The following is a 23,390-nucleotide window of genomic DNA, read 5'->3' on the forward strand; positions in this document are numbered from 1 at the left end:
CGATCAACCCTTCAGTTCCGCGGGCTCGTCGAGGGAGATGGTCTGGCGGGCACGGAACACCGCGATGATGATCGCGAGTCCGACCACGACCTCGGCGGCCGCGACCACCATGACGAAGAAGGCCATCACCTGGCCGTCGATCTCTCCGTGGATGCGGGAGAAGGCGACGAGCGCGAGGTTGGAGGCGTTGAGCATGAGCTCGACACCCATGAAGGCGATGATCGCGTTGCGGCGCGTGAGGACCGCTGCCGCGCCGATGCCGAACAGCACCGTCGCGAGGTAGACGAAGGCGATGGGGCTCACTTGTCCTCCTCCGTCGTCTTCTTGGACGGATCCTTCAGGGCGGCGCGGAACTCCACGCCCTCCTGCGTCTGGTGGCGGATCTCGAGGACGCGGGAGACCGAGTCCTCGAGGGACTTGCCCTCCGGGTCGAGCGCCGGCACGTCGAGCGCGTTGTGGCGGGCGTAGACGCCAGGCATCGGCTTGTTGACAGGGTTGGCGCCGGCGAGCACTCGGGCCTTCTGCAGCTCGGCCTGTCCACGCCGGGGCGTGAGGCGCGGAGTGTGCGTGAGGACCAGCGCTCCGACGGCCGCCGTGATGAGCAGCGCGCCCAGGATCTCCATGACCACGGGGTAGTCGCTGAAGAGGAGGTTCGCCACCTTGTCGGGGTCGCCGGTGGTCATCGTGTCTGCGGGCGTGTAGGTGAGCTGTCCGATCGCGGAGATCAGCAGGATCGCCAGGCCGCCTGCGCCGATCACGGCGATCCAGCGCTGGCCCTTGAGGGTCTCCTTCATGCTCTCGCGCTGGTCGACTCCGACCAGCATGAGGACGAAGAGGAAGAGCATCATGACAGCGCCGGTGTAGACGACGATCTGGACGACGCCCAGGAACGGGGCGTCCAGCGCGACGTAGGCGACGGCCAGGCCGACCATCACCGCGACGATGCTCATCGCGATGTGGACCGCCTTCTTGGCGAACAGCAGCGACAGGGCGGGCACGACCGTGAGGAACGCGACCGACCAGAACAGGACCGGGCTGATCATCGGGACGCCTCCTCCACGCGGTAGGCGTTCTCAGGCAGCGTCGGGTCCTCGGGACGGTTCTTGCGGACCCAGTCCGTCTGCTCCTTGACCACCTTGGTGACATCGCCACGGTAGTAGTCGCCGTCGGTGGTGCCGGGCACCATGGGGTGCGGCGCCTGCAGCATGCCCTCCTGGAGCGGGGCGAGCAGGTCCTGCTTCTCGTAGATGAGGCCCTCACGGGTGGGCCCCGCCAGCTCGTACTCGTTGGTCATCGTCAGCGCACGGGTGGGGCACGCCTCGATGCACAGACCGCAGAAGATGCAGCGCAGATAGTTGATCTGGTACACGCGACCGTAGCGCTCGCCGGGGCTGAACTGCGCGTCCGGCGTGTTGGAGTCGGCCTCGACGTAGATCGCGTCCGCCGGGCACGCCCAGGCGCACAGCTCGCAGCCGATGCACTTCTCGAGCCCGTCCGGGTACCGGTTCAGCTGGTGCCGCCCGTGGTAGCGCGGCATCGGCGGCGTCTTCTTGCGCGGGTACTGCTCGGTGACCGTCGGCTTGAAGAAGTTGCGAAGGGTGACGCCGAAGCCGGCGACCGGCGCGAACGCCTGCCCGATCGGGCCCTTCTTGGGGAGGTTCGACTCGAACTGCTCGACCTTGCCGTCGCGCGCTCGATTGACCTCCCAGGTCTCGTCGGCGTCAGTCATCGGCGCCTCCCTCCTCGGTCTTGACAGGCTCTGTTCTCCGGCTGGCCTCGACCGTGCGCCCGGAACGGGGCGACGGCGGCAGGGTCTGGTGCGGCAGCGGCGGCACGGGGTACCCGCCCGCGAAGGCGTCGAACTCCTCGACCGGCTCGTCCTCCACGTCCGCCAGCTTGCTCGCCTTCTCCGCCCTCGCGTCCTTCACGAAGCCCCAGACGGCGTACACCAGCAGGATCGCGACCAGCCAGGCGACGGCGTCGTACAGGTTGAGGTCACGGTTGTAGAAGTCCATGAACTGGCGGCCGACGGCGAAGAACACCAGCCAGCCGAGGCCCACGGGGATCAGCACCTTCCATCCGAACCGCATGAACTGGTCGTAGCGGAAGCGCAGCAGGGCGCCGCGGATCCACACGAACACGAACATGAGCAGCCAGATCTTGATGATCAGCCACAGCGGCGGGAACAGGCCGGCGTTCAGCATCTCCGCGCCCGGCCACGAGGCGGGCCATGGGGCTCGCCACCCGCCCAGGAACAGCGTCGCGGCAACCGCCGAGACGTTGATCATGTTCATGTACTCGGCGAGGAAGTACCAGGCGAACTTCATGGACGAGTACTCGGTCATGAAGCCCGCGACAAGCTCACCCTCCGCCTCGGGGAGGTCGAAGGGCAGGCGGTTGGTCTCGCCGACCATGGAGATCACGTAGAGCACGAAGGCCGGGAGCAGGGGCCATACCCACCAGCGGTCCGTCTGCGCATCGACGATCTGCGACGTGCTCATGGAGCCCGACAGCATGAAGACGGTGACGAGCGACAGGCCCATGGCCAGCTCGTAGGAGATGATCTGCGCGGTGGAGCGCACGGCGCCCATCAGCGGGTAGATGGAGCCCGAGGCCCAGCCGCCGAGCACGATGCCGTACACGCCGATCGCGGCGCACGCCAGGATGTACAGGACCGCCACCGGGAAGTCGGTGAGCTGCACCGGCGTGACGATGTCCGTGCCGGGGATGTGCGTGGCGGGTCCGAACGGGATCACCGCGAAGATCAGCAGCGCAGAGAACACGGAGATCATCGGCGCGATGATGTACAGCACCTTCTCCGAGGCGCGGACGGTGATGTCCTCCTTGAACAGGAGCTTCATCGCGTCCATGACCGACTGCAGCAGGCCGAAGGGGCCGTGCATGTTGGGACCGGGGCGGGACTGCAGGCGGCCGATGACGCGGCGCTCGAACCACACCGCGAACAGCACGGACAGCAGCAGGAACACCAGGATCAGCACGGCCTTGACGATCACGAGCCACACCGGGTCGCCCGCGAGCGTGCCCCAGGCGTTCAGGCACGCCGTCTGGTCGGCGGTCGCGGACGCCGCGTCGGTCACGCCGCAGTGGGCGTTCTTCAACGCGTCCGAGTCGTAGGTCATCACGGACCCGAGCGAACTCAGGAGAGCCATGTCAGGCACCGCCCTTCACGGTCACGACTGCGCCGGGCGCGACGCCCAACGCCTGCGCCACCCAGCTGCCGGGAGACTTGGTGGGGAGCCACACGACGCCGTCGACCATGCCCTCGGTGACGATCGCGGGGACCGTCACGCCGTCGCCGTCGCCGGCGGTGACGGTGACGGAGCCCTCGGCGAAGCCGATGCTGTCGGCGGTGGCCTTCGACAGGCGCGCGACGGTGGCACGAGCGGTGCCGGCCAGGTAGGGCTCACCCTCCTGCAGCGCGCTCTCGTCGATCAGCTGGTGCCACGACGCGAGACGCACGGCGCCGGCCTTGGGGGCCTTGGACGCCTTCACCGCGGGAGCCTTGGGCCGCTCGCCGTTCGCGGCGGCGCCGAGCGTGGCGAGCTCCGCGTTCACCTGGCCGATCGAGCCGGTGCCGAGCTCGACGCCCAGCTCGCGCGCCAGGATGTCGAGCACGCGGTGGTCCGACATCGCGTCCGTGGCGATGGCCGTCGCGAACGAGCGCAGGCGACCCTCCCAGTTGACGAACGTGCCTGCCTTCTCCGACGGCGGGGCGACGGGGAGGACCACGTCGGCCTGCTCGGCGATGCGGGTGCGACGGACCTCGAGGCTGACCACGAAGCCGGCGTGGTCGATCGCGTCGGCCAGGCCGGTGACGTCGGACAGGCTGACGCCGCCGACGACCAGTGCGTCGAGCTCGCCGGCGGCGGCTGCGGCGACGATCGCGGCGACGTCGCGACCCTCGGCGGTGGGGAGCGACTCGACGCCCCACGCCTCGGCGACGGCCTTGGCGGCGGTCGCGCTGGTGACGCTGCGACCGCCCGGGAGCAGACCGGGCAGGGTGCCCGCCTCGACGGCGCCCCGCTCACCTGCACGGCGCGGGATCCACGCCAGGCGGGCGCCGGTGCGCTCGGCGAGAGCGACGGCGGCCGTGAGCGCGCCGGGCACGGCGGCCAGACGCTCTCCGACGACGATGACGGCGCCCTCGGTGGAGATCGCCTGGAGCGCGTCCCCGTCCAGGCCGCCGAGCAGCGCAGCCTCGTCGCCAGGGGCGACAGGGAGCAGCGTCGCGGCGAGCTTCTCCGCCCCTCGCGTGAGGAACGGCGCCGCCGTGAACACCTTCTGCTTGCCGAGCGACTTGCGCATGCGCAGGAAGACCACGCCGCCCTCGTCCTCGGCCTCGAAGCCGACCAGCAGCACGGCCGGCGCCTTCTCGAGGTCCGCGAAGGTGACGCCAAGGCCGGTGCCCGCCACCGCGGACCCGAGGAACGCCTGCTCCTCGGCGGAAGCGACACGTGCCCGGGCGTCGACGTCGTTCGTGCCGAGCGCCACGCGGGCCAGCTTGGCGTACGCGTATGCGTCCTCGAGGGTCACGCGGCCGCCGGGCAGGACGCCCACGCCCTTGCCGTCGCGCGCGGCCTTGAGGCCCGCGGCGGCGGCGGCGATGGCCTCGGGCCACGACGCCTCGACCAGCTCGCCATCCTTGCGCACGAGCGGGCGCTCGAGGCGGTCGGAGAGGTTCTGCCACGTGAACGCGAAGCGGTCCTTGTCGGTGATCCAGTCCTCGTTGACCACGGGGTCGTTGTCCGCGAGGCGGCGAAGGATCTTGCCGCGACGGTGGTCGGTACGGATCGCGGAGCCCGAGCTGTCGTGCTCGGAGATGCCGGGCGAGCTCACCAGGTCGAACGGGCGGGAGCGGAAGCGGTACGCGGCCGAGGTCAGGGCGCCCACCGGGCAGATCTGCACGGTGTTGCCCGAGTAGTACGAGCTGAACGCGCGGCCCGACTCGTCCTCGGCGGCGGGGCCCGCGGGGCTGTAGCCGTCGAAGTCCAGCACGTTCTCGTCGAACGTGCCGATCTGCTGCATGGCACCACGGTTCTGCAGGTCGATGAACGCGTCGCCCGCGATCTGCTTGGAGAAGCGGGTGCAGCGCTGGCACAGCACGCAGCGCTCACGATCCAGCAGGATCTCGGAGCTGAGCGGAAGCGGCTTCTCGAAGACGCGCTTGACGTCCACGAAGCGCGACTCCGGCCGGCCGTGGCTCATCGCCTGGTTCTGCAGGGGGCACTCGCCGCCCTTGTCGCAGACCGGGCAGTCGAGCGGGTGGTTGATGAGAAGCAGCTCGAGCACACCCTTCTGCGCCCGGTCCGCCTCCTCGGAGGTGTGCTGCGTGTGCACGACCATGCCGTCGGTGACGGTCATGGTGCACGACGCCTGGGGCTTGGGGAACGCGCGCAGGTTGCCGTCGGGGCCGGGGCTGGCCACGTCGACCAGGCACTGGCGACATGCGCCGGCAGGCTCGAGCGCGGGGTGGTCGCAGAAGCGGGGGATCTCGATGCCCAGCTCCTCGGCTGCACGGATGATGAGCGTGCCCTTGGGGACCGTCACCTCCTGGCCGTCGATGGTGAGCGTGACGGTCTGCACGGCGGCCTTGTCCGCGGTCGCGGTCATGCGTGCGCCTCCTCGGTGGTCGGCTCGGAGGAGTACTCGAACAGCGCCGAGGCGGCGTGGTCGAAGGGGCAGGCCCCCTCGCTCACGTGCCGCTCGTACTCCTCGCGGAAAAGCTTGACGGAGCTGATGATGGACGACGTGGCGCCGTCGCCGAGCGCGCAGAACGAGCGCCCCGCGATCGAGTCGCACGTGTCGAGCAGCTGCTGGATGTCGGCCTCGGTGCCCTTGCCGGCCTCGAGGCGCTTGAGGATCTGGGTGAGCCAGAAGGTGCCCTCGCGGCACGGCGTGCACTTGCCGCAGGACTCGTGCTTGTAGAACTCGGTCCAGCGGGTGACGGCGCGCACCACGCAGGTGGTCTCGTCGAAGATCTGCAGGGCGCGGGTGCCGAGCATGGACCCGGCGGCACCGACGGACTCGTAGTCGAGCGGGGTGTCCAGCTGCGCATCCGTGAAGATCGGCGTCGAGGACCCGCCAGGCGTCCAGAACTTCAGCTTCTTGCCGCCGCGCATGCCGCCCGCCATGTCGAGCAGCTCACGCAGAGTGATGCCGAGCGGGGCCTCGTACTGGCCGGGGCGCTCCACGTGGCCGGACAGCGAGAAGATGCCGTGACCCTTCGAGCGCTCCGTGCCCATCGCGGTGAACCACTCGACGCCGTTGTTGACGATCGCGGGGACCGACGCGACGGACTCGACGTTGTTGACCACCGTGGGGCGGGCGTAGAGGCCCGCGACGGCCGGGAACGGCGGCTTGAGACGCGGCTGGCCGCGACGTCCCTCGAGGGAGTCGAGCAGCGCCGTCTCCTCGCCGCAGATGTAGGCGCCGGCCCCTGCGTGCACGGTGACGTCCAGGTCGAAGCCCGAGCCATGGATGTTCTTGCCCAGGTCGCCGGCCTCGTACGCCTCGCGCACCGCCTGCAGCAGGCGGCGGTACACGTGCACCACCTCGCCGCGCAGGTAGATGAACGCGTGGTTGCAGCCGATCGCGAACGACGTGATCGCGACGCCCTCGACGAGCACGTTCGGGTTCGCCAGCATGAGCGGGATGTCCTTGCACGTGCCCGGCTCGGATTCGTCCGCGTTGACCACCAGGTAGCGCGGCTTGCCGTCGTCCGGGGGCAGGAAGCCCCACTTCATGCCGGTGGGGAAGCCTGCGCCGCCGCGTCCGCGGAGCCCCGAGTCCTTGACCATCTGCACCAGGTCGGTGGGCTGCATGCCCAGCGCCTTCTTGAGCGCGGTGTAACCGCCGTTCGCCACGTAGGTGTCGCGCTTCCAGGACTTCTCCTGGTCCCAGATGTCGCTGAGGACGGGGACGAGCTCGGTGGTCACTTGGACGCCCCCTTCGGTCCAGTCCAGCCGTGATCCTTGGCGGCCTTGAGTCCGGCGAGCGTGGGTTCGCCCGCCCCGACGCCCTGGTCGGCGCGGCCGTCCTCGAAGCCCGCGAGCACGCGCGAGACCTCCTTGAACGGCGGGACGTGGTCGGGGCCGCGGGTCGGCGTGACGGGCTTGCCGTCCAAGATGTCATCGACCAGCTGCAGCGCCGTCTCCGGCGTCATGTTGTCGAAGAACTCCCAGTTGACCATCATCACCGGCGCGAAGTCGCATGCCGCGTTGCACTCGAGCCGCTCGAGCGAGATCTTGCCGTCGGCCGTGGTCTCGTCGTGCCCGACGCCCACGCGCTCGCTGACGCGCTTCCAGATCTCGTCGCTGCCCATGACGGCGCACAGCGTGTTGGTGCAGACGCCCACCTGGTACTCGCCGCTCGGGCGGCGCTTGTACTGGGTGTAGAACGTGGCGACCGCGCTGACCTCGGCCGCGGTGAGGCCCAGCTGCTCCGCGCAGAACTGGATGCCGTCGGGCGACACGTAGCCGTCCACGGACTGCACGAGGTGCAGCATCGGCAGCAGAGCGGAGCGCTCCACCGGGTAGCGGCCGCGGATCTCAGCCGCATCGGCGGCGAGCTGCGTCAGGGTGGACTCGTCGTAGGTCATCGGTCGACGCCTCCCAGCACCATGTCGATGGTGGCGATGGCGACCACCACGTCGGCGACCTGGCCGCCTTCGGTGAGGATCGACAGCGCCTGCAGGTTGTTGAAGCCAGGATCGCGGAAGTGCGCGCGCCACGGCTTGGTGCCTCCGTCGGAGACGACGTGGCAGCCGAGCGCACCCTTGGGGTTCTCGATCGCGACGTACGCCTGGCCGGCCGGCACCTTGAAGCCCTCGGTCACCAGCTTGAAGTGGTGGATGAGCGCCTCCATCGAGTCGCCCATGATGTGCTTGATGTGCTCGGGCGAGTTGCCCTGGCCGTCGGTGCCGAGCGACAGCTGCGCGGGCCACGCGATCTTCTTGTCGGCCACCATGACGGGCTGCCCCTCGGTCGCCTCGAGGCGGTCGGCGCACTGGGCCACGATCTTGAGCGACTCGTAGCACTCCTCGAGGCGCAGGACCACGCGGGAGTAGGCGTCGGCCTCGGTGGAGGTGGGTACCTGGAAGTCGTACGTCTCGTAGCCGCAGTACGGGTCGGCCTTGCGGATGTCGTAGGGGATGCCCGTGGACCGCAGCATGGGGCCGGTGATGCCGAGCGACATCGCGGGAGCCAGGTCCAGCACGGCGACGTCCTTGAGGCGGCCGATGAAGATGGGGTTCTTCAGCTGGATGTCAGCGAGCTCGTCCAGGCGCTGCTTCACCTTGGGGATCATCTCGCGCACGTACTCGACGAAGCCCTCAGGAGTGTCCTGAGCCACGCCGCCCGGACGGATGTACGCGTTGTTCGTGCGCAGGCCGGAGAGCATCTCGATCACACGGAACGTGTCCTCACGGCCGATGAACGCCGTCGTCATGACGGTGGTGGCGCCCATCTCGTTGCCGCCGGTGCCGATCGCGACCAGGTGCGAGCCGATGCGGGTGAGCTCCATCATGAGCACGCGCAGCACGCTGGCGCGCTCAGGGATGTCGTCGGTGATGCCCAGCAGCTTCTCGACGCCCAGGCAGTACACGGCCTCGTTGAACATCGACGCGACGTAGTCCATGCGGGTCGCGAACGTGACGCCCTGCGTCCACGTCCGGAACTCCATGTTCTTCTCGATGCCGGTGTGCAGGTAGCCGATGCCCGCACGGGCCTCGGTGACGGTCTCGCCCTCGATCTCGAGCATCACGCGCAGCACGCCGTGGGTGGACGGATGCTGGGGGCCCATGTTGATGACGACGCGCTGCTGACCCAGGCGCGAGGCCTCGTCTGCGATCTCGCTCCAGTCGCCGCCGTACGCGGTGAACTCGGGTGCGTCCGGGTCCTCGAAGAGGGGGCCGGTCGCGTGCGGGGTGGTCTGATCCGTGGTCATCGGTACTGCCTCCGCGTGTCGGGCGAGGGGACCTCGGCGCCCTTGTACTCGACCGGGATGCCGCCGAGCGGATAGTCCTTGCGCTGCGGGTGGCCCACCCAGTCGTCCGGCATCTCGATGCGGGCGAGCGAGGGGTGGCCGTCGAAGATGATGCCGAAGAAGTCGTAGGTCTCGCGCTCGTGCCAGTTGTTCATCGGGTAGATCCCGGTGAGGGACGGGAGGTGCGGGTCGTCCTCGGAGACCGACACCTCCACGCGGATGCGACGGCCGTGGGTGATCGACTGCATCGGGTAGCAGGCGTGGAGCTCGCGGCCCTCGTCGGCCGGGTAGTGCACGCCGTTGACGCCCAGGCACATCTCGAACCGGAGGTCCTGGTCGTCACGGAGGTGCTGCGCGACCTCGAGCAGGTGCTCGCGCGCGATGTGGAGCGTGAGCTCGCCACGGTCCACCACCACGTACTGGATCGCCTCGGAGGCCTTGTCTCCCAGCAGCTCCTCGAGCACGTCGACCACGCCGTCGAACCATTCGCCGTAGGGACGCTCGGTGGCGCCTGGCATCTCGATGACGCGCTTGAGGCCGCCGTAGCCGGAGGTGTCGCCCCCGGCGCCGAACATGCCCTGGCGGACGTTGATGAGGGTGCGGCCCTCAGGCGCGACCGGGGCGTCCCCGGCGCCGGACAGGTCCTGGGTCTCGCTCAACGGAGCAGTCCCTTCATGTCGGAGGTGGGGGTGGCCTGGAGCGCGGCGGCCTCGGCGGCGGCGGCGATCTCGCGGCGGTTGCGGCCCATGGGCGTGCTCTTCACCTGCTCCTGCAGCTCGAGCAGGGCGTTGATGAGCATCTCGGGACGTGGCGGGCAGCCCGGCAGGTAGATGTCCACAGGGACGATGTGGTCCACGCCCTGGACGATCGCGTAGTTGTTGAACATGCCGCCGGAGGAGGCGCAGACGCCCATGGACAGCACCCACTTGGGGTCGGCCATCTGGTCGTACACCTGGCGGACGATCGGGGCCATCTTGTTGGACACACGGCCGGCGACGATCATGACGTCGGCCTGGCGCGGGGAGCCGCGGAAGACCTCGGAGCCGATGCGCGCGATGTCGAAACGCGAGGTGCCGGTGCCCATCATCTCGATGGCGCAGCAGGCCAGGCCGAAGGTGGCTGGCCACATGGAGCCCGCGCGTGCCCAGCCCACGAAGGACTCGACGGTGCCGAGCATGAACGGAGGTGCGCTCTCTTCAAGTCCCATGGGTCACTCCCAGTCGAATCCGCCGCGGCGCCACTCGTACACGAACGGGATCGTGATGAGGGCGAGGAAGGTCATGATGGCGATCAGGCCGAACCAGCCGAGCGCCTGGTGGGCGATGGCCCACGGGTACAGGAACACGACCTCGATGTCGAAGATGATGAACGTCATGGCCGTGAGGTAGTACTTCACGGGGATGCGTCCGCCGCCCTTGGCGAGCGGGGTGGGCTCCAGGCCCGACTCGTATCTGTCGAGCTTCGCCGCGTTGTCGCGGTGGGGTCCGAGGATGCGGCTAGCTCCGAGGCCGCCGAGCGCCATCAGTGCGGCGATCGCGACCATCACCAGGATCGGCACGTAGGGGTTCACGCGCGCTCTCCCTCCCTGTTTGCGACTGTCATTGTCGAGGTCAGGCCGCCGGCGCGATGCGTACGAGGGCCGACAACAGCTTGTCGGACCAGTTTCCGCCCCGGGGCTCGTAGACGTCTGCCAGCAGTCTAGAGACAAATTCCATGACTAGTGGACGAGGCAACCCGTACTTCACGCAGATGCTCATCACCGTCGGGTACTCGATCAGGGTCGCGAAGACACGGCCCAGCGAGTAGTAGCCGCCCAGGTCGTCCTTCATCATCCGGGCGTACGACGCCAGAGCGGCCTGGTACGCACGGTCGTCGTTGCCGGCGGCGCGGGCGGCGACGGCCGCCTCGGTGGCACGGCGCGCTGCCTGCATGGCGTACGCGATGCCCTCGCCGTTGAAGGGGTTGACCATGCCGCCGGAGTCGCCGACGAGCATCATGCCTGGCACATAGTGCGGCTGCCGGTTGAAGGCCATGGGGATGGCCGCGCCCTTGATCTGACCCACCTGCTCGCCGAGCTCCCAGTCGGCGGCGGAGTGGTCCAGCCAGTCGCGCATGAGCGCACGGTGATCCAGCCCGGACGGGGTGCCCTTGGCGCTGAGCGTGCCCAGGCCGACGTTGGCGGTGCCGTCGCCGAGCGGGAAGATCCAACCGTATCCGGGAAGCAGGTTCGAGCTGCCTCGCTCGCCCGACCAGATCTCGAGGTGGCCCTCCATCCACTCCTCCTCATGGCGGGGGGTCTCGATGTAGGTGCGGACGGCGACGCCCATGGGGCGGTTGACCTTGCGCTCGATGCCGAGCCCGAGCGCGAGGCGTGCGCTCACGCCGTCGGCGGAGATGATGAGGGGCGCCCGGTGCTCGACGGGGTCACCCACCTTGCGGCCCTTCTCGTCGGTCTCGCGGGCGATGACGCCGACGACGCGCGCCTCTCCCCCGGGCCGGACGGCGGCGGCGCGCTCGGCCGTGTCCTTGTCGACGACGAACTCGCCGTCGCCATCGCGGACGATCAGGGAGTCGACGTGCCAGCCCTCGCGGACGTCGGCGCCGGCGGCGCGCGCGTGCTGGGCGAGCCGGTGGTCGAACTGGGCGCGGGGAAGGCTGAGCCCGTAGTCCGGGAACGACTCCAGGTCGTGCCATGGGAACTCGAGTCGATGCCCGCCGCCGACCATGCGCAGCCCGCGGTTGGGGATCCAGCCCTCGTCGCGCGGGGTCTCCAGCCCGATGAGCTGCAGCTCCTTGACCGCGCGGGGCGTCAGGCCGTCGCCGCAGACCTTCTCACGCGGGTAGTGCGACTTCTCGAGCGCGATGACGTCGAAACCTTCGACCGCCAGGTAGCGGGCGGCGGCGGCGCCGCCCGGTCCGGCGCCGACGACGATCACATCCGCCTCAGTCCTCACCCGCCTAGGTTAGACGCCCCGCACAAGTGCTCGATGACATGTCAATGCAACACCTGTATACGAAAGGGGCATGACGGCCGCCGTGCAGTCGTGCCGCGCGCCGGTCCTAGGCTGAGGACGTGACCCTTCAGCTCCCCGCCATGCCGACGTTGGCTGCGCGCACCATCGCGGTCGACGCGCCTGAGGATCTGCTCGCGCTGATCCCTGACGGGGGCATGGCGTGGGTGCGTCGCGGCGACGGGATGATCGCGTGGGGCGAGGTGGCGCGGTTCGACTCGCGCGGCTCCTCTCGGATCGATGACGCTGCGACCTGGTGGCGGCGCCTCACCCGTCATGCGGTGGTGAGGGACGACGTGCACGTGCGCGGGTCCGGCCTCGTCGCCTTCGGCTCGTTCTCCTTCGCCGACGCCTCCGTGCACGGCGGCACCCTGATCGTTCCCCGCTTCATCCTGGGCGTGCGCGAGGGACGCGGCTTCCTCACCGAGATCTCAGACGACGGCGCTCACGGCCATGCGCCCAACCTCGCCTCCGCGCTCGGCACGACCACCCCTGCGGCCCCTCTTCCTCGGCTCACCGAGGAGGACGGCGACCGCGACGCGTGGAACGCCGCCGTCGAGTCCGCCGTGGCACGCATCCGGGCGGGCGAGGTGGACAAGGTGGTGCTGGCCCGCGCGGTCGGCGCCCACGCGGACTCTCCCGTGGACCCGCGCTCGCTGATGCCGTACCTCGCCAGGGAGTACGACGGCTGCTGGACCTTCCACGTGGACGGCCTCGTGGGCGCCACGCCCGAGCTGCTCGCCCGCGTGGACCATGGGTTGGTCACCTCGCGGGTGCTCGCGGGGACGATCCGGCGCACCGGCGACGCGACAGCGGACCTGGCGCGCGCCGCCTCGCTCGCGCACTCGTCGAAGGACCGGGAGGAGCACGCGTTCGCGGTGCGCTCGGTCACCCAGGTGCTCGCCTCGCATTGCGCGTCGGTGAACGTGCCGGACGAGCCGTTCGTGCTGCACCTGCCGAACGTGATGCACCTGGCCACCGACATCACCGGCTCGCTGGACCATGCGGCGACCGTGCTGGAGCTCGTGCGCGAGCTGCACCCCAGCGCGGCGGTCTGCGGCACGCCCACGCTTGCGGCCGCGCGCCTCATCGACTCGCTCGAGGGCTTGGACCGCGGTCGCTACGCCGGCCCGGTGGGGTGGATCGACGGTGCAGGCGACGGCGAGTGGTGCATCGGCCTGCGGTCAGCGGAGATCGACGCGGACGACCCGCGCCAGGTGAGGATGTTCGCCGGCTGCGGGATCGTCGCCGCGTCGGAGCCCGCCTCGGAGTGGGCCGAATCCGAGGCGAAGCTGGAGCCGATGCGCCACGCGCTCCGCCTCGGCTGACCCTGCTTAGCCTGCCGCGACCACCTGCACGAAGCCCGAGTACCCGTCGGGCACGTTGACCACGCCTGAGAGCCGCCCCGTGGGGCGGACGAGCACCACCTGCGCGGCGGTGCCGTCGTCCCCGGGGGACCACAGGGCGAGGGCCGTGCCGGTGAAGATCCCAGCGGTCGCCTTGGCGGCCCCCTCGGGGAGCGCCCACTTGAGCGTGCCGTCGATCCCGTAGACGCTGCCCGCGACCAGGATCCGCGAGCCCGACACCGCGAACGCCAGGCCGCCCGCCGCAGGCACGGTCGCGGCGGACGCGTAGGTCGCGGTGGTCGGTTCCAGGGCCCACACCGTGGTCTGGTCGTCGGCGCACACGACGATCGCCTGCCTGTCCGCGTCCCACGCCTCGGGCTCGCACGCGGAGCCCCCGAGCGGCGCGCCCGAGGACACGTCGTCCGCGCCGGCGGTCGAGGCGACGATCGACGACGGCGCGCTGCCGATCGCGGTGAGCGCCGTCGTGCCGTCCGCGCTGGACACCAGGCCGTGCCGATCCGCAGCGTCGCCCAGCCTGGTGGCGGTGCCGTCGACCGTCGACACGGCGTCGACCGTGCGGCTGCCTGCCGGTCCGGACTCCACGAGGATCTGTGTCGCGTCCGCTCCTGCCGGCACGGCGACCACCGGATCCTGCCAGCCGGCGCCCAGCGAGGCCGCGTCACCCGTGGCGAGCGCGACCGTCCGCAGCGTCCCGTCCGACGGGTCGAGCACCACGGCACGTCCGTCGGCGAGCATCGCGAGCAGCCGCGAGCCTGCCGGCAGGACGGGCCCCAGGTACAGCCCGCCCGACGGGTCGACCGCGGCGAGCGTGACCGCACCGGACCCGTCCACGAGCGTGGTCACCACCCAGCCCTCGCCCATCGCGGCGACCACGGAGTCGTCCAGTCCCGGGAGCGCCGTCGCAGTGGGCGAGGGCGACGACGTGTCCGAGCTGGAGACGCTCGGCGCCGTGGCCGACGCCGACGGCACACCGGATCCGCCGGCATCGCCCCACGGATACGTGAGGGCCCACAGGCTGCCGATCACGACGAGGCCCAGCACGACCGTCCAGGCGATCCAGAATCGGGGCCCGCGCAAGGGACGCATCAGGCGCCCCGCCGCTCATCACCGTCGGCTCCGGCGCCGGCTCCCGGGAGCAGCACCTCGACGATCTCCACGCCGGCAGGGGCCGGAGCGAGCGCGGCACGCAGCGACTCCGCATCCGACACCTCGGCGTAGGACGCGCCGTACGCGGCCGCGATCGGCGCGAGGTTCACCCCGTGCGGGGTGGTGAAGACCCGCTCCACGTTCGCAGGATCGGCACCCGAATGCTCGAGCATGCCGAAGATCCGCCCGCCGCCGTCGTTCACCACGACGATCCGCAGATCCGGTCGGCGCTCACGCGGGCCGACCAGCAGGCCACCCACGTCGTGCAGGAACGTCACGTCGCCCATCACCGCCGTCACGGGACGATCGGAGGCCAGCGCAGCGCCCATCGCGGTGGACACCGTGCCGTCGATGCCGGCCAGGCCGCGGTTCGCGATCAGGACCGGCGCGGAGGCCGGGTCCCACGCGGGCGCCACGCGGTCGAGCGCGCGGATGCTGCCCGACGAGCCGACCACGCACAGGTCGCCTGCAGCGAGCGATGCGGCGAGCTCCACGGCGACGGCGTCGGCGCCCCACGGGTCGGGCCGCGGGGCCGGAGCGGCCTGCCAGTAGCCCAGCCACACGTCGTCCGGCGCCGGGGCGTCCTTCGCGAGCTGGAACCACTCGTCCGGCACGGTCTCCTCGACCCTCGTCGCGTGACGCGGCGCCTCCTTCCAACGGGCCCCGTGCGCCGCGATCCGGAGATCCTTCGCCTTGCCGATCAGCTCCTGCACCTCACGCGTCAAGGTGGGCCGTCCCACCACCACGACGATCGTCGCCTCGCCTGCCACGGTGCGTCCGCGGTCGGAACGGAGGAACGCCAGATAGCCCGGGATGCAGCATTCGCCCGCGCGCGCGCCGGAGGTCGGCTCGGCGAGCAGCGGCCACCGATGCGTCTCCGCCAGCCGCCGGGCGTCGTCGCCCGCGCCGTCGCCCGCGATGACGATGCCGCGCCTCTTGGCGGGCAGAGGCGCAGGTCCGCCGACGAAAGCGTCGAAGATGCCCGATGCCCTCCACCTGCCTCGCGGCTCAGGCTCACGGTGCGAGATCAGCACGGGCCACGGACCGCCGTCGTCCTGCAGCGGCGCCCGGAAGTCGAGGTTGAGGTGCACGGGACCCTTGCCGGGCAAGGTGTCATGCTCGCTCTCCGTGCCCATCGCCGCGTCCACCGCGCGCGCGGCCATGCGGGCGGCGCGACCGTCGCCCTCCCGCTCCGTGGGAGCCGCAGACTCGACCGACCAGCGCACGAAGGAGTCGAACAGGCCCACCTGATCGGTGGTCTGGTTGGCGCCCACGCCCTTGAGCTCGCCGGGGCGGTCGGCCGTCAGGAGCAGCAGCGGCACCCCCGAGTGGTGCGCCTCCATGACCGCCGGCATCAGGTTGCCGACCGCGGTGCCCGACGTGGTGACGATCGCGACAGGCGCGGCCTCGCCTGCAGCCGCGCGCGCCTTCGCGATGCCGAGCGCCAGGAAGCCCGCGGCACGTTCGTCGATGCGCACATGCAGCTCGATCTCCGGAGCGTTCTCGGGGCGGTCGGGCCTGGCAGCGGCCGCGAGCGCATGCGCCAGCGGTCCCGAGCGGGAGCCCGGGCACAGCACATAGTCACGCACGCCGTGCAGGGCCAGCCCGGCGATCAGCTCGCGCGAGAACGCGGCCGACGGGAACGTGCCGGTCACACGATCACCTCCAGCGGCCGCAGGCGCATCTCGCCATCCACAGGGACCAACGGTTCGGACACCGTGTCCGCTGCCAGCAGCGCGCTCGTGCCCAGACCGCAGGCATACGGAAGGCGATCGACCGCGAGCGCGAGCGCCAGGCCCGCAGCGAGCCCCACCGACGACTCCATGGCGCTCGAGACGACGATCGGCACGTCGTAGCGGTCCACCACGTCCAGGCATACGCGTACGCCGCCCATCGGGGCCGCCTTGAGGACCAGGATGTCCGCAGCGCCCAGGCGCATCACCTCGTCGGCGTCGCCGGGGATCCGTACCGACTCGTCGGCGGCCACCAGCACGTGCGTGTGGCGTCGCACCTCCGCCAGCTCCGCGGCCGTGCGGCACGGCTGCTCCACGTACTCCAGTCCGCCCCCGCCCCCTGCGCGCGCCGCCGCGTCCAGCTCCTTCAGCGACCTCACCGCCGTGTCGACGTCCCAGGCGCCGTTCGCGTCCACCCGCACCCTGCCTGCCGGCCCGAGCGCACGCGCGACCGCTTCGACGCGCCGCACGTCGTCCTTCAGCGACACGGTGCCTGCGACCTTGACCTTGGCGGTCGTGCAGCCGTTCGCCACGGCCAGCTGGGCGGCGCGTCCGGCGGGAAGCTCCGGGACGATGCTGTTGACGGGAACGCTGTCCCGCACCGCGGCTGGCCACAGGCCGTTCGCGGCCTCCATGGCGGCCGCCCACCACCTCGACGCCCGGCCGGGTGTGTAGTCGGCGAACGGCGAGTACTCGCCCCACGCGTCGGATCCGTCGGGTGCCGTACCCCTCACGAGGACTCCCGAGCGTTCCGTCACCCCTCGAAAGCGAGTGGACAGCGGCACGCGGAAGGGGCGGAACTCCATGAGCACAGCCTAGGCGGGACGGTCGGTGGCGCGATGCCGACGGACCAGCCTGCGGACTGGCAGCCGACTACCCTGGCGGCATGAGCGAGATCCCCACCCAGGTGTCGGACCTGATGGATCCCACGCAGTGGCGTGCGATCGACGGCTTCCCTGATGCGGACATCACCTACCACCGCTGGGTGGCGCGGACCGAGGACGGCGAGCGGGACCTTCCGGCCGTGCGCATCGCATTCAACCGGCCGGAGGTGCGCAACGCCTTCCGCCCGCAGACGGTGGACGAGCTCTACCGGACGATCGACCATGCCCGGCAGACCGTGGACGTCGCCGCGATCATCCTCACCGGCAACGGCCCGGCGGCCGACGGCGTGCACGCCTTCTGCTCAGGCGGCGACCAGCGCATCCGCGGACGCGACGGCTACCTCTACGAAGGATCGGCCACCGACGCCCCCGCCTACGGCGGACGTCTGCACATCCTCGAGGTGCAGCGGCTCATGCGGAACTCGCCGAAGGTCACCATCGCGGCCGTCAACGGCTGGGCGGCCGGCGGCGGGCACTCGCTTCACGTGGTCGCGGACCTGTCCCTCGCGTCGAAGGAGCACGCGCGCTTCAAGCAGACCGACGCGAACGTCGGCAGCTTCGACGCCGGCTACGGTTCCGCGCTGCTCGCCCGCCAGGTGGGCGACAAGCGGGCGCGCGAGATCTTCTTCCTGGCGCGCGAGTACTCGGCTGCGGACGCCGAGGCGTGGGGCGCGGTCAACGAGGCCGTCCCGCACGCGGAGCTCGAGTCGAAGGCGCTCGAGTACGCGGCGATGGTCGCCACCAAGTCCCCGCAGGCGATCAGGATGCTGAAGTTCGCGTTCAACCTGGCGGATGACGGACTGGCAGGTCAGCAGGTGTTCGCCGGCGAGGCGACACGCATGGCGTACATGACGGATGAGGCGCAGGAGGGACGCGACGCGTTCCTGCAGCACCGCCAGCCGGACTGGACGCGCTTCCCCTACGCGTACTGACCCCGCCGCGGTGCGCGGTCGCCGCGTGCGGGATGTCAGGAGATGCCGACGGTTCCGGACTCCGGCACCAGCTCCACCCACGTCTGGCCCGGCATCAGCGACACGTCCTGGCCGTCCGCCTGCATCACGATCGGGTCGCGCATGCCGTTCTTGGACCACGTGATCTCGATCGCCTTGTCACCGGAGACGAGCCAGCCGCTGCCGCTCTCGCCCGCGAGCAGGGTCTCAGGCACCTCGGCGCCGCCGCCCGACGAGTTGTAGGTGATCTTGACGCGCAGCACCACCACGTTCGTCGCGGAGATCTGCGTGCCGTCGGTGGTCCGGTGGGCGTCGCCCCACTCGTAGCGCTTCCACAGGCTGGTGGTCGGGTCCCACGTCCAGCTGGGGTGCGAGTATCCCGACAGCACCAGGTCGATCTGGCTCGCCGTCGAGCCCGACTTCTGCGCCGTCGCATACGCGTCCGGGTATGCGAAGTCCCACTGCGCCGGCGGCGCGGGGTCGTCGGACGAGGTCTGCTCGTAGATCTTGTCCAGGTGCGCGTGAAGATTGTGCGGCGCGGGCTTGTCCTGGGTCCGGTAGAAGCCGTAGTCGCCCAGGTCCTGCGTGATCTGCTCGATCCCGGCGGCGGAGTTCTGGCTGATGAAGCCGGGCTGGGCGCCCGAGAAGACGAGCGGGCCGAGCAGGGGGCCCACGATGTTCTTGTCCATGGGCCGCATGGAGCGGACCGGGCCGACCGAGTCAGGGATCGTCGAGTGGTACACCGCGACCAGGCGGGCGATGCCTCCCTCGACGTACTCCTCGTAGACGATGTCCGCGTACTGGAGGTTCTCCTGCGGCCGGCCCTCGCTCGAGTTCTCGATCTTCACCGAGAGCGCGGGCCTGGACAGGTCCTCCTCGGAAGCCGATGTGGCGTCGAGACCGGTGAGCGGCCACACGACGGCCGGCCTCGGGTCGGCGGGCGGCGACGGGACGTCCCCGCGGACGCCCTCAGCCGAGTAGCTGAGACTCACCGGCGGGGACGTCTCCACCGCCGGCGCGCACGCCGCCAAGAGCAGTGCCACGGCCGTCGCCATGGCGGCCCCACCCCGAACCCGCATGCTGGTCACCTCGCCAGCATAGGTGGGACCTAGGCTTGATCCGATGAACTACGCGCCGCTCGCCCCAGGTCCGGACAGGGCCGTCGCCGCCGCATTGAGCGGCGCCGCTGCGGGGATCGGCGCACCCACGTCAGGCTCCACGGCGTCGCCGCGGCAGGTGCTCGTGTCCGGCGCCGCCATGCGCGCGGCGGCCCAGGCGACCGACCGTCGGCTCGGCGGGCCAGGCGACTGGCTGCTGGCCATGCCCGCGGACCGCATCGCCGGCGCGATGGTGCTGGCGCGTGCGCTGCTGTCCGGATCGCATGTGGAACGGATGCCGCAGGGGTCCTTCTCGCCGGAGCGCTTCGCGCGGTCGGTCGACGCGCTCGTCTCCGCAGGTGGCGCCGACGGAACGGCGCTGGGGCGGCGCTACGTCTCGCTCGTGCCCACCCAGCTGGGCCGGCTGCTCGACTCCCCCGTCGGCCGTACGGCGCTCCAGGCGTTCGATGCGGTCCTGATCGGAGGCGCCGCCCTGCACAGGGACGACGCCCCGGCGAACATCGTGACCACCTACGGCATGACGGAGACGTCAGGCGGGTGCGTGTACGACGGAGTCCCGCTCGACGTCGCGCGCGTCGCGATCGACGCCGACGGCCGGGTCCTCCTCAAGGGGCCGATGCTGGCCGACGGGTACGCGTCCGCGTCGGGACAGCCCGAACGGGATCCTGACGACTGGCCGGTGATCGACGGCGAGACCTGGCATCGCACCCGTGACCTGGGCGTCATGGACGACGGCCGGCTGCGCCTGCTGGGCAGGGCCGACGACGTGATCATCAGCGGCGGGGTCAACGTGCATCCGCTGCGTGTGGAGCGTGCGCTGACGGCGATGCCCGCGATCGCCGAGGCGGTCGTCGTCGGCGTGAGCGACGCCGAGTGGGGCGAGCGCGTCGGAGCCGTCGTCACCGTCGACCCGGACGCGACCCCACCGGTGCTCGACGACGTGAGGTCGGCTCTCACCACGGTGCTCACGCGCGCCGAGCTCCCCCGTCAGCTGCTCGTCGTGCACGCCCTGCCCCGGCTCGACAGTGGCAAGATCGACCGCAGGCAGGCACGACGCCTCCTCGAATCCCCGAACGGAGACGCATGACCACCATGCAGGACTGGGTCGCCGGCGCTCGACCCCGCACCCTCTGGACAGCGGTGACCCCTGTCGCGGTCGGCACGGCCTGCGCGATCGCCGTGGACGGCTTCCATCTGCTGATCGCCCTCCTCGCCCTGGGGGTCGCGCTGTCGCTGCAGATCGCATCCAACTACGCCAACGACTACTCGGACGGCGTGCGCGGCACCGACATGGACCGGGTGGGCCCGGACCGGCTGGTCGCCTCGGGCAAGGCCTTGCCGTCGTCCGTCAAGCGTGCGGCGTTCCTCATGTTCGGCGTGGGCGCGCTGCTGGGCCTGTGGCTCGTGATCGTGGCCGGCCAGTGGTGGTGGCTGATCGTGGGTGCGCTCGCCATCGCCGCGGCCTGGACGTACACGGGGTCGTCGCGCCCCTACGGGTACGACGGCTGGGGCGAGGTGTCAGTCTTCGTATTCTTCGGGCTGGTCGCGGTGCTCGGCACCATGGTCGCGCAGGCTGCGCAGATCACGTGGTGGGCGGTGGTCGCTGCCGCCGGCGTGGGGTTCACGTCCGTGGCGATGCTCATGGTCAACAACATCCGGGACATCGAGACGGATGCGCTCACCGGCAAGCGCACGCTCGCCGTGAAGCTGGGCCCGCAGCGTGCGAGGCATGCGTTCCTGGGCGTCATGATGGCGCCGGTCGCGTGCGCTCTGCTCGTCTCGTTCGCGCACCCGTGGGCACTGCTCGCGACCATCATGGCGCTGCCGTCGCTGCTGATCGGTCTCGCGGTCCGGGGCCCCTTCGAGGGTCGCGCGCTCGCGCCGATCTTCATGGCCACCAGCGGTGTCGGCCTCGGCTACGGCGTGCTGCTGGCCGTCGGCATCGCGCTCTAGGGAGTCCGCAACAGCTCCGAGTCGATCTCCCTCGGCACCCCGACGGACGACGTGCATGTGAGAAGCGCAGCCGCTCCCGTGGAGGCCGCGACGAGCATCGCGGTGGCGCTCCAGTCCGGGGTACGGACCAGGCCGCCCGCATACTGCCATGCGAGACCGCCGAAGATCCCCGCAACGAGCGCGACGGCGGTGCCCGAGACGAGGGTCGACGCGACCTCCCAGCGATGCGCGCGGCGGATCATCGCGAGCGGCATGCCCATGATCAGCAGCTCGTGATCAGGCCGGAGGCGGCCGACTGAACGGTCGGCCAACGCCGTCGCAAGCGCGAGGGCGGTCATGGCGGTCGCGAGGATGAGCCCCAACTGGATGAAGCCGTCGATCATGGCGATGTTCTGGCCGCTCGCCGGGTCCAGCCCTACCGCCGACGGCTGACTGTAGGGCGCGACGCGGTAGATGCTGGCGAGCGTCGCGGTGACCTCGGCCCGTGGCACCGTCAACACCATCAGGGCGTCTTCTGAGTACAGCGTGGAGCCGTCCGTCTCGGTGGTGGGCCCATAGCGCACACTGTCGAGGACTGGCTGCGGGTCAACGGTGATGAGCGCCGAGACGCCACCCTCGACAAGGAACGAGGCGACCTCGTCGGGCAATGCCCCGGTGGCGAGCGACGCAAGATCGAGCGCCGCGAAAGCAGACGAGTCGAGCACGGCAGCCGTCGCCGCGTCGATGCGTCCTCCCGGCGTCAGCGTCTCCCCAGGCTCACAGTCGAGACGTTGAGCGGACGTGATCGTCCGCAGCATCTCCTCCACGGACCCACAGGTCGCGACGGCGATCGTGGCTGTGGACCCAGTCGCACCGTCACCCGCGACGAGCACCAGAACCGGCGCAGCCACGCTCTTTCGCAGCTGAGCGCGGGCTCCATCGGGCAGCTCCGAGACGGACACCGAGACAGGAACGTAGTCCGCGGCCGGCTCGCTCACGGCACGCGCGTCGCGAGTCTGTCCGATGGTGACCCCAACGGCCATGACAAGGAGCGCGAGACCGATGACGAGGCCCGAGCTCGCCCGGGGTTCGAATGCGGCGCGCGCGCCACCGATACGGGCCGCGAGATTGGTGCTGCGCCGGGCGACGAACACTCCCGTCCACCGCACGAGCTCCGGAAGCGCGATGATGAGACCGACCGCCGTGACGAGGATGGCGCCGCTCATCACCAGGTCCAGCTTGACAGGCATGGAGCCTGGTTCCCTTGCGACACCAGCCAGCACTTGACCACCGAGCGACACGATGCCTGTCGCGAGCGGCAGCAACCGCCACGACGCTCTCCTGGGCGCCCCTTCGTGCTGCCTCGCGGCTGCTCGGGTGGCGCCAACGGGGAGGGATGTCCGCGCTCCTGCGAGCACAGCGAGCGTCAGGACGACGATCCCCGAGATGCCCGCGAGGGCCGGCGTGAGCGCAGTGTCCTTCGCGAACCAGGTGGTACCGAGCACGTGCGATCCCGCCGACCAGGTGTTGACCACCGGGTAGACAGCGAGCGCCGCAACCCACCCGACGGCCGCGAGCACCACGTTCTCGACTCCATTGATCCTCCGCACAAGCTTCTCCGGGGCGCCGAGAAAACGAAGCACTGTCCACCTGCTCCGGCGCGCCGCTGCAGAAAGCCTCGCAGCGACGACGAGGAACGCGACCACCGGCAAGCCGACCAGCCCGGCCATCAGCAGTGTCAGCGCAGCGATCTGACCGGCAGACGGCGGCGCAGTGTCGAGGTCCATCGCGCCGTTCGACGCGTCGGTCGCCGCCAACCCTCCCCGCGGCTGGTCGTCGCTCCGTACTCCTCGGTACGCGACCAGCTCGTCGGGACCACGGAGCCCGGCCTCGCCCACGGTTCCGACGGCGGTGCCGGGCACGTATGCACGAAACGCAGGGTCCTCATCAAGGAGATCCATGGCGGCCGGGGAGAGCAGGACCTCTCCCGGCGCAGGCCAGCGGTCGAGCCCCGGCGGCAGCGGAAGCTCTCCGTCGAGCGGATCGACGTCGATACGTAGGAGGAGCCGATTCTCGAACGGCATCTGACTGATGCTCACGAAGGCCTTCGCGGACGCATCGTCACTCGTGATGGAGAAGGCGCGGGCCTCGGAGCGATGAGCCTGCGCCGATGCGACATGTGACGCCGCAGCGCAGACGAGCGCGGCCACGACCGCGAGACAGACCCCGACCGCGACCATGGCACG

Annotated in this window: 21 protein-coding genes; 4 read left to right on the forward strand and 17 right to left on the reverse strand. The window is 70.6% G+C overall.

Features of this window, described 5'->3' with window-relative positions:
* Positions 1–3: 3 nt before the first annotated feature.
* The 12 genes from nuoK to RN607_RS12490 all read right to left on the reverse strand — a co-directional run bounded on the left by nuoK (position 4) and on the right by RN607_RS12490 (position 11,957).
* On the reverse strand, positions 4–303 hold the full coding sequence (nuoK, locus tag RN607_RS12435; RefSeq protein ID WP_313497651.1) for an NADH-quinone oxidoreductase subunit NuoK: 300 nt from the start codon (positions 301–303) through the stop codon (positions 4–6).
* On the reverse strand, positions 300–1,043 hold the full coding sequence (locus tag RN607_RS12440; protein WP_313542920.1) for an NADH-quinone oxidoreductase subunit J: 744 nt from the start codon (positions 1,041–1,043) through the stop codon (positions 300–302). Before RN607_RS12440 ends, nuoK begins: the two co-directional genes overlap by 4 nt.
* The gene (nuoI, locus tag RN607_RS12445) at positions 1,040–1,729 is read right to left on the reverse strand and encodes an NADH-quinone oxidoreductase subunit NuoI (protein WP_313497655.1); all 690 of its coding nucleotides are present in this window, start codon (positions 1,727–1,729) and stop codon (positions 1,040–1,042) included. Before nuoI ends, RN607_RS12440 begins: the two co-directional genes overlap by 4 nt.
* Entirely contained in the window at positions 1,722–3,170 is a 1,449-nt protein-coding gene (nuoH, locus tag RN607_RS12450; RefSeq protein WP_313497657.1) for an NADH-quinone oxidoreductase subunit NuoH, read from the reverse strand. Before nuoH ends, nuoI begins: the two co-directional genes overlap by 8 nt.
* Position 3,171: 1 nt before the next feature.
* Positions 3,172–5,631 (reverse strand): NADH-quinone oxidoreductase subunit G, encoded by a 2,460-nt coding sequence (locus RN607_RS12455; protein WP_313497659.1) that lies wholly within the window; start codon positions 5,629–5,631, stop codon positions 3,172–3,174.
* Positions 5,628–6,956: an NADH-quinone oxidoreductase subunit NuoF gene (gene nuoF / locus RN607_RS12460; RefSeq protein ID WP_313542922.1), complete on the reverse strand. Its 1,329-nt coding sequence runs from the start codon at positions 6,954–6,956 to the stop codon at positions 5,628–5,630. Before nuoF ends, RN607_RS12455 begins: the two co-directional genes overlap by 4 nt.
* A complete protein-coding gene (gene nuoE / locus RN607_RS12465) occupies positions 6,953–7,618 on the reverse strand; it encodes an NADH-quinone oxidoreductase subunit NuoE (protein ID WP_313542925.1) in 666 nt (221 codons plus the stop codon). Before nuoE ends, nuoF begins: the two co-directional genes overlap by 4 nt.
* Positions 7,615–8,964 (reverse strand): NADH-quinone oxidoreductase subunit D, encoded by a 1,350-nt coding sequence (locus RN607_RS12470; protein ID WP_313497665.1) that lies wholly within the window; start codon positions 8,962–8,964, stop codon positions 7,615–7,617. The genes nuoE and RN607_RS12470 overlap by 4 nt, the downstream gene beginning before the upstream one ends.
* On the reverse strand, positions 8,961–9,662 hold the full coding sequence (locus RN607_RS12475) for an NADH-quinone oxidoreductase subunit C (protein WP_376784172.1): 702 nt from the start codon (positions 9,660–9,662) through the stop codon (positions 8,961–8,963). Before RN607_RS12475 ends, RN607_RS12470 begins: the two co-directional genes overlap by 4 nt.
* Positions 9,659–10,210 (reverse strand): NADH-quinone oxidoreductase subunit B, encoded by a 552-nt coding sequence (locus RN607_RS12480; RefSeq protein ID WP_313497667.1) that lies wholly within the window; start codon positions 10,208–10,210, stop codon positions 9,659–9,661. The genes RN607_RS12475 and RN607_RS12480 overlap by 4 nt, the downstream gene beginning before the upstream one ends.
* A gap of 3 nt (positions 10,211–10,213) precedes the next feature.
* Positions 10,214–10,546: an NADH-quinone oxidoreductase subunit A gene (ndhC, locus tag RN607_RS12485; RefSeq protein WP_313501754.1), complete on the reverse strand. Its 333-nt coding sequence runs from the start codon at positions 10,544–10,546 to the stop codon at positions 10,214–10,216.
* A 67-nt stretch (positions 10,547–10,613) separates the two neighbouring features.
* Complete coding sequence (locus tag RN607_RS12490) at positions 10,614–11,957, reverse strand: geranylgeranyl reductase family protein (RefSeq protein WP_313542927.1); 1,344 nt, start codon at positions 11,955–11,957, stop codon at positions 10,614–10,616.
* A 119-nt stretch (positions 11,958–12,076) separates the two neighbouring features.
* On the opposite strand from RN607_RS12490, the gene RN607_RS12495 reads away from it, so the two are divergent.
* Positions 12,077–13,342, forward strand: coding sequence for an isochorismate synthase (locus RN607_RS12495; RefSeq protein ID WP_313542929.1), 1,266 nt, complete (start codon positions 12,077–12,079; stop codon positions 13,340–13,342).
* 6 nt (positions 13,343–13,348) lie between these two features.
* On the opposite strand, the gene RN607_RS12500 is transcribed toward RN607_RS12495, so the two are convergent.
* Genes RN607_RS12500 through RN607_RS12510 form a run of 3 tightly spaced genes read right to left on the reverse strand, consistent with a single transcriptional unit; the run spans position 13,349 to position 17,066 of the window.
* Positions 13,349–14,467: a hypothetical protein gene (locus RN607_RS12500; RefSeq protein WP_313542932.1), complete on the reverse strand. Its 1,119-nt coding sequence runs from the start codon at positions 14,465–14,467 to the stop codon at positions 13,349–13,351.
* Entirely contained in the window at positions 14,467–16,182 is a 1,716-nt protein-coding gene (gene menD, locus RN607_RS12505; RefSeq protein ID WP_313542933.1) for a 2-succinyl-5-enolpyruvyl-6-hydroxy-3-cyclohexene-1-carboxylic-acid synthase, read from the reverse strand. Before menD ends, RN607_RS12500 begins: the two co-directional genes overlap by 1 nt.
* Positions 16,179–17,066: an o-succinylbenzoate synthase gene (locus tag RN607_RS12510; protein WP_313542935.1), complete on the reverse strand. Its 888-nt coding sequence runs from the start codon at positions 17,064–17,066 to the stop codon at positions 16,179–16,181. The genes menD and RN607_RS12510 overlap by 4 nt, the downstream gene beginning before the upstream one ends.
* An 80-nt stretch (positions 17,067–17,146) precedes the next feature.
* Between RN607_RS12510 and RN607_RS12515 the strand changes: the two genes are divergently transcribed.
* Positions 17,147–18,076 carry a 1,4-dihydroxy-2-naphthoyl-CoA synthase gene (locus tag RN607_RS12515; RefSeq protein WP_313542938.1) on the forward strand — a complete coding sequence of 310 codons (930 nt, stop codon included), beginning with the start codon at positions 17,147–17,149 and terminating at the stop codon, positions 18,074–18,076.
* 35 nt (positions 18,077–18,111) lie between these two features.
* Here the strand turns inward: RN607_RS12515 and RN607_RS12520 are convergent, their stop codons facing one another.
* Positions 18,112–19,137 carry a DUF3048 domain-containing protein gene (locus tag RN607_RS12520; protein ID WP_313542940.1) on the reverse strand — a complete coding sequence of 342 codons (1,026 nt, stop codon included), beginning with the start codon at positions 19,135–19,137 and terminating at the stop codon, positions 18,112–18,114.
* A gap of 79 nt (positions 19,138–19,216) precedes the next feature.
* Between RN607_RS12520 and RN607_RS12525 the strand changes: the two genes are divergently transcribed.
* Positions 19,217–20,299, forward strand: coding sequence for an AMP-binding enzyme (locus RN607_RS12525; RefSeq protein ID WP_313497681.1), 1,083 nt, complete (start codon positions 19,217–19,219; stop codon positions 20,297–20,299).
* Positions 20,296–21,165, forward strand: a complete 870-nt coding sequence (locus RN607_RS12530) for a 1,4-dihydroxy-2-naphthoate polyprenyltransferase (RefSeq protein WP_313497683.1) — start codon at positions 20,296–20,298, stop codon at positions 21,163–21,165. Before RN607_RS12525 ends, RN607_RS12530 begins: the two co-directional genes overlap by 4 nt.
* On the opposite strand, the gene RN607_RS12535 is transcribed toward RN607_RS12530, so the two are convergent.
* Entirely contained in the window at positions 21,162–23,228 is a 2,067-nt protein-coding gene (locus RN607_RS12535; RefSeq protein ID WP_313542942.1) for an ABC transporter permease family protein, read from the reverse strand. The two genes, RN607_RS12530 and RN607_RS12535, sit on opposite strands and share 4 nt — an antisense overlap.
* Between the last annotated feature and the right edge of the window lie 162 nt (positions 23,229–23,390).

It is taken from the genome of Demequina capsici, assembly GCF_032102965.1.
GTDB classification, from domain to species: Bacteria; Actinomycetota; Actinomycetes; order Actinomycetales; family Demequinaceae; genus Demequina; species Demequina capsici.

Bases quoted from the DNA above. Each gene is read 5' to 3' on its own strand.
- ndhC (WP_313501754.1), bottom strand. From the start codon at position 10,546: ATGGTCGCGATCGCCGCACTGATGGCGCTCGGCGGCCTCGGAGCTAGC.
- RN607_RS12510 (WP_313542935.1), bottom strand. From the start codon at position 17,066: ATGGAGTTCCGCCCCTTCCGCGTGCCGCTGTCCACTCGCTTTCGAGGG.
- RN607_RS12515 (WP_313542938.1), top strand. From the start codon at position 17,147: ATGAGCGAGATCCCCACCCAGGTGTCGGACCTGATGGATCCCACGCAG.
- RN607_RS12440 (WP_313542920.1), bottom strand. From the start codon at position 1,043: ATGATCAGCCCGGTCCTGTTCTGGTCGGTCGCGTTCCTCACGGTCGTG.
- RN607_RS12535 (WP_313542942.1), bottom strand. From the start codon at position 23,228: ATGCCGTTCGAGAATCGGCTCCTCCTACGTATCGACGTCGATCCGCTC.
- nuoH (WP_313497657.1), bottom strand. From the start codon at position 3,170: ATGGCTCTCCTGAGTTCGCTCGGGTCCGTGATGACCTACGACTCGGAC.
- RN607_RS12530 (WP_313497683.1), top strand. From the start codon at position 20,296: ATGACCACCATGCAGGACTGGGTCGCCGGCGCTCGACCCCGCACCCTC.
- RN607_RS12480 (WP_313497667.1), bottom strand. From the start codon at position 10,210: ATGGGACTTGAAGAGAGCGCACCTCCGTTCATGCTCGGCACCGTCGAG.
- nuoI (WP_313497655.1), bottom strand. From the start codon at position 1,729: ATGACTGACGCCGACGAGACCTGGGAGGTCAATCGAGCGCGCGACGGC.
- RN607_RS12455 (WP_313497659.1), bottom strand. From the start codon at position 5,631: ATGACCGCGACCGCGGACAAGGCCGCCGTGCAGACCGTCACGCTCACC.
- RN607_RS12500 (WP_313542932.1), bottom strand. From the start codon at position 14,467: ATGCGTCCCTTGCGCGGGCCCCGATTCTGGATCGCCTGGACGGTCGTG.
- nuoE (WP_313542925.1), bottom strand. From the start codon at position 7,618: ATGACCTACGACGAGTCCACCCTGACGCAGCTCGCCGCCGATGCGGCT.
- RN607_RS12470 (WP_313497665.1), bottom strand. From the start codon at position 8,964: ATGACCACGGATCAGACCACCCCGCACGCGACCGGCCCCCTCTTCGAG.
- RN607_RS12525 (WP_313497681.1), top strand. From the start codon at position 19,217: ATGAACTACGCGCCGCTCGCCCCAGGTCCGGACAGGGCCGTCGCCGCC.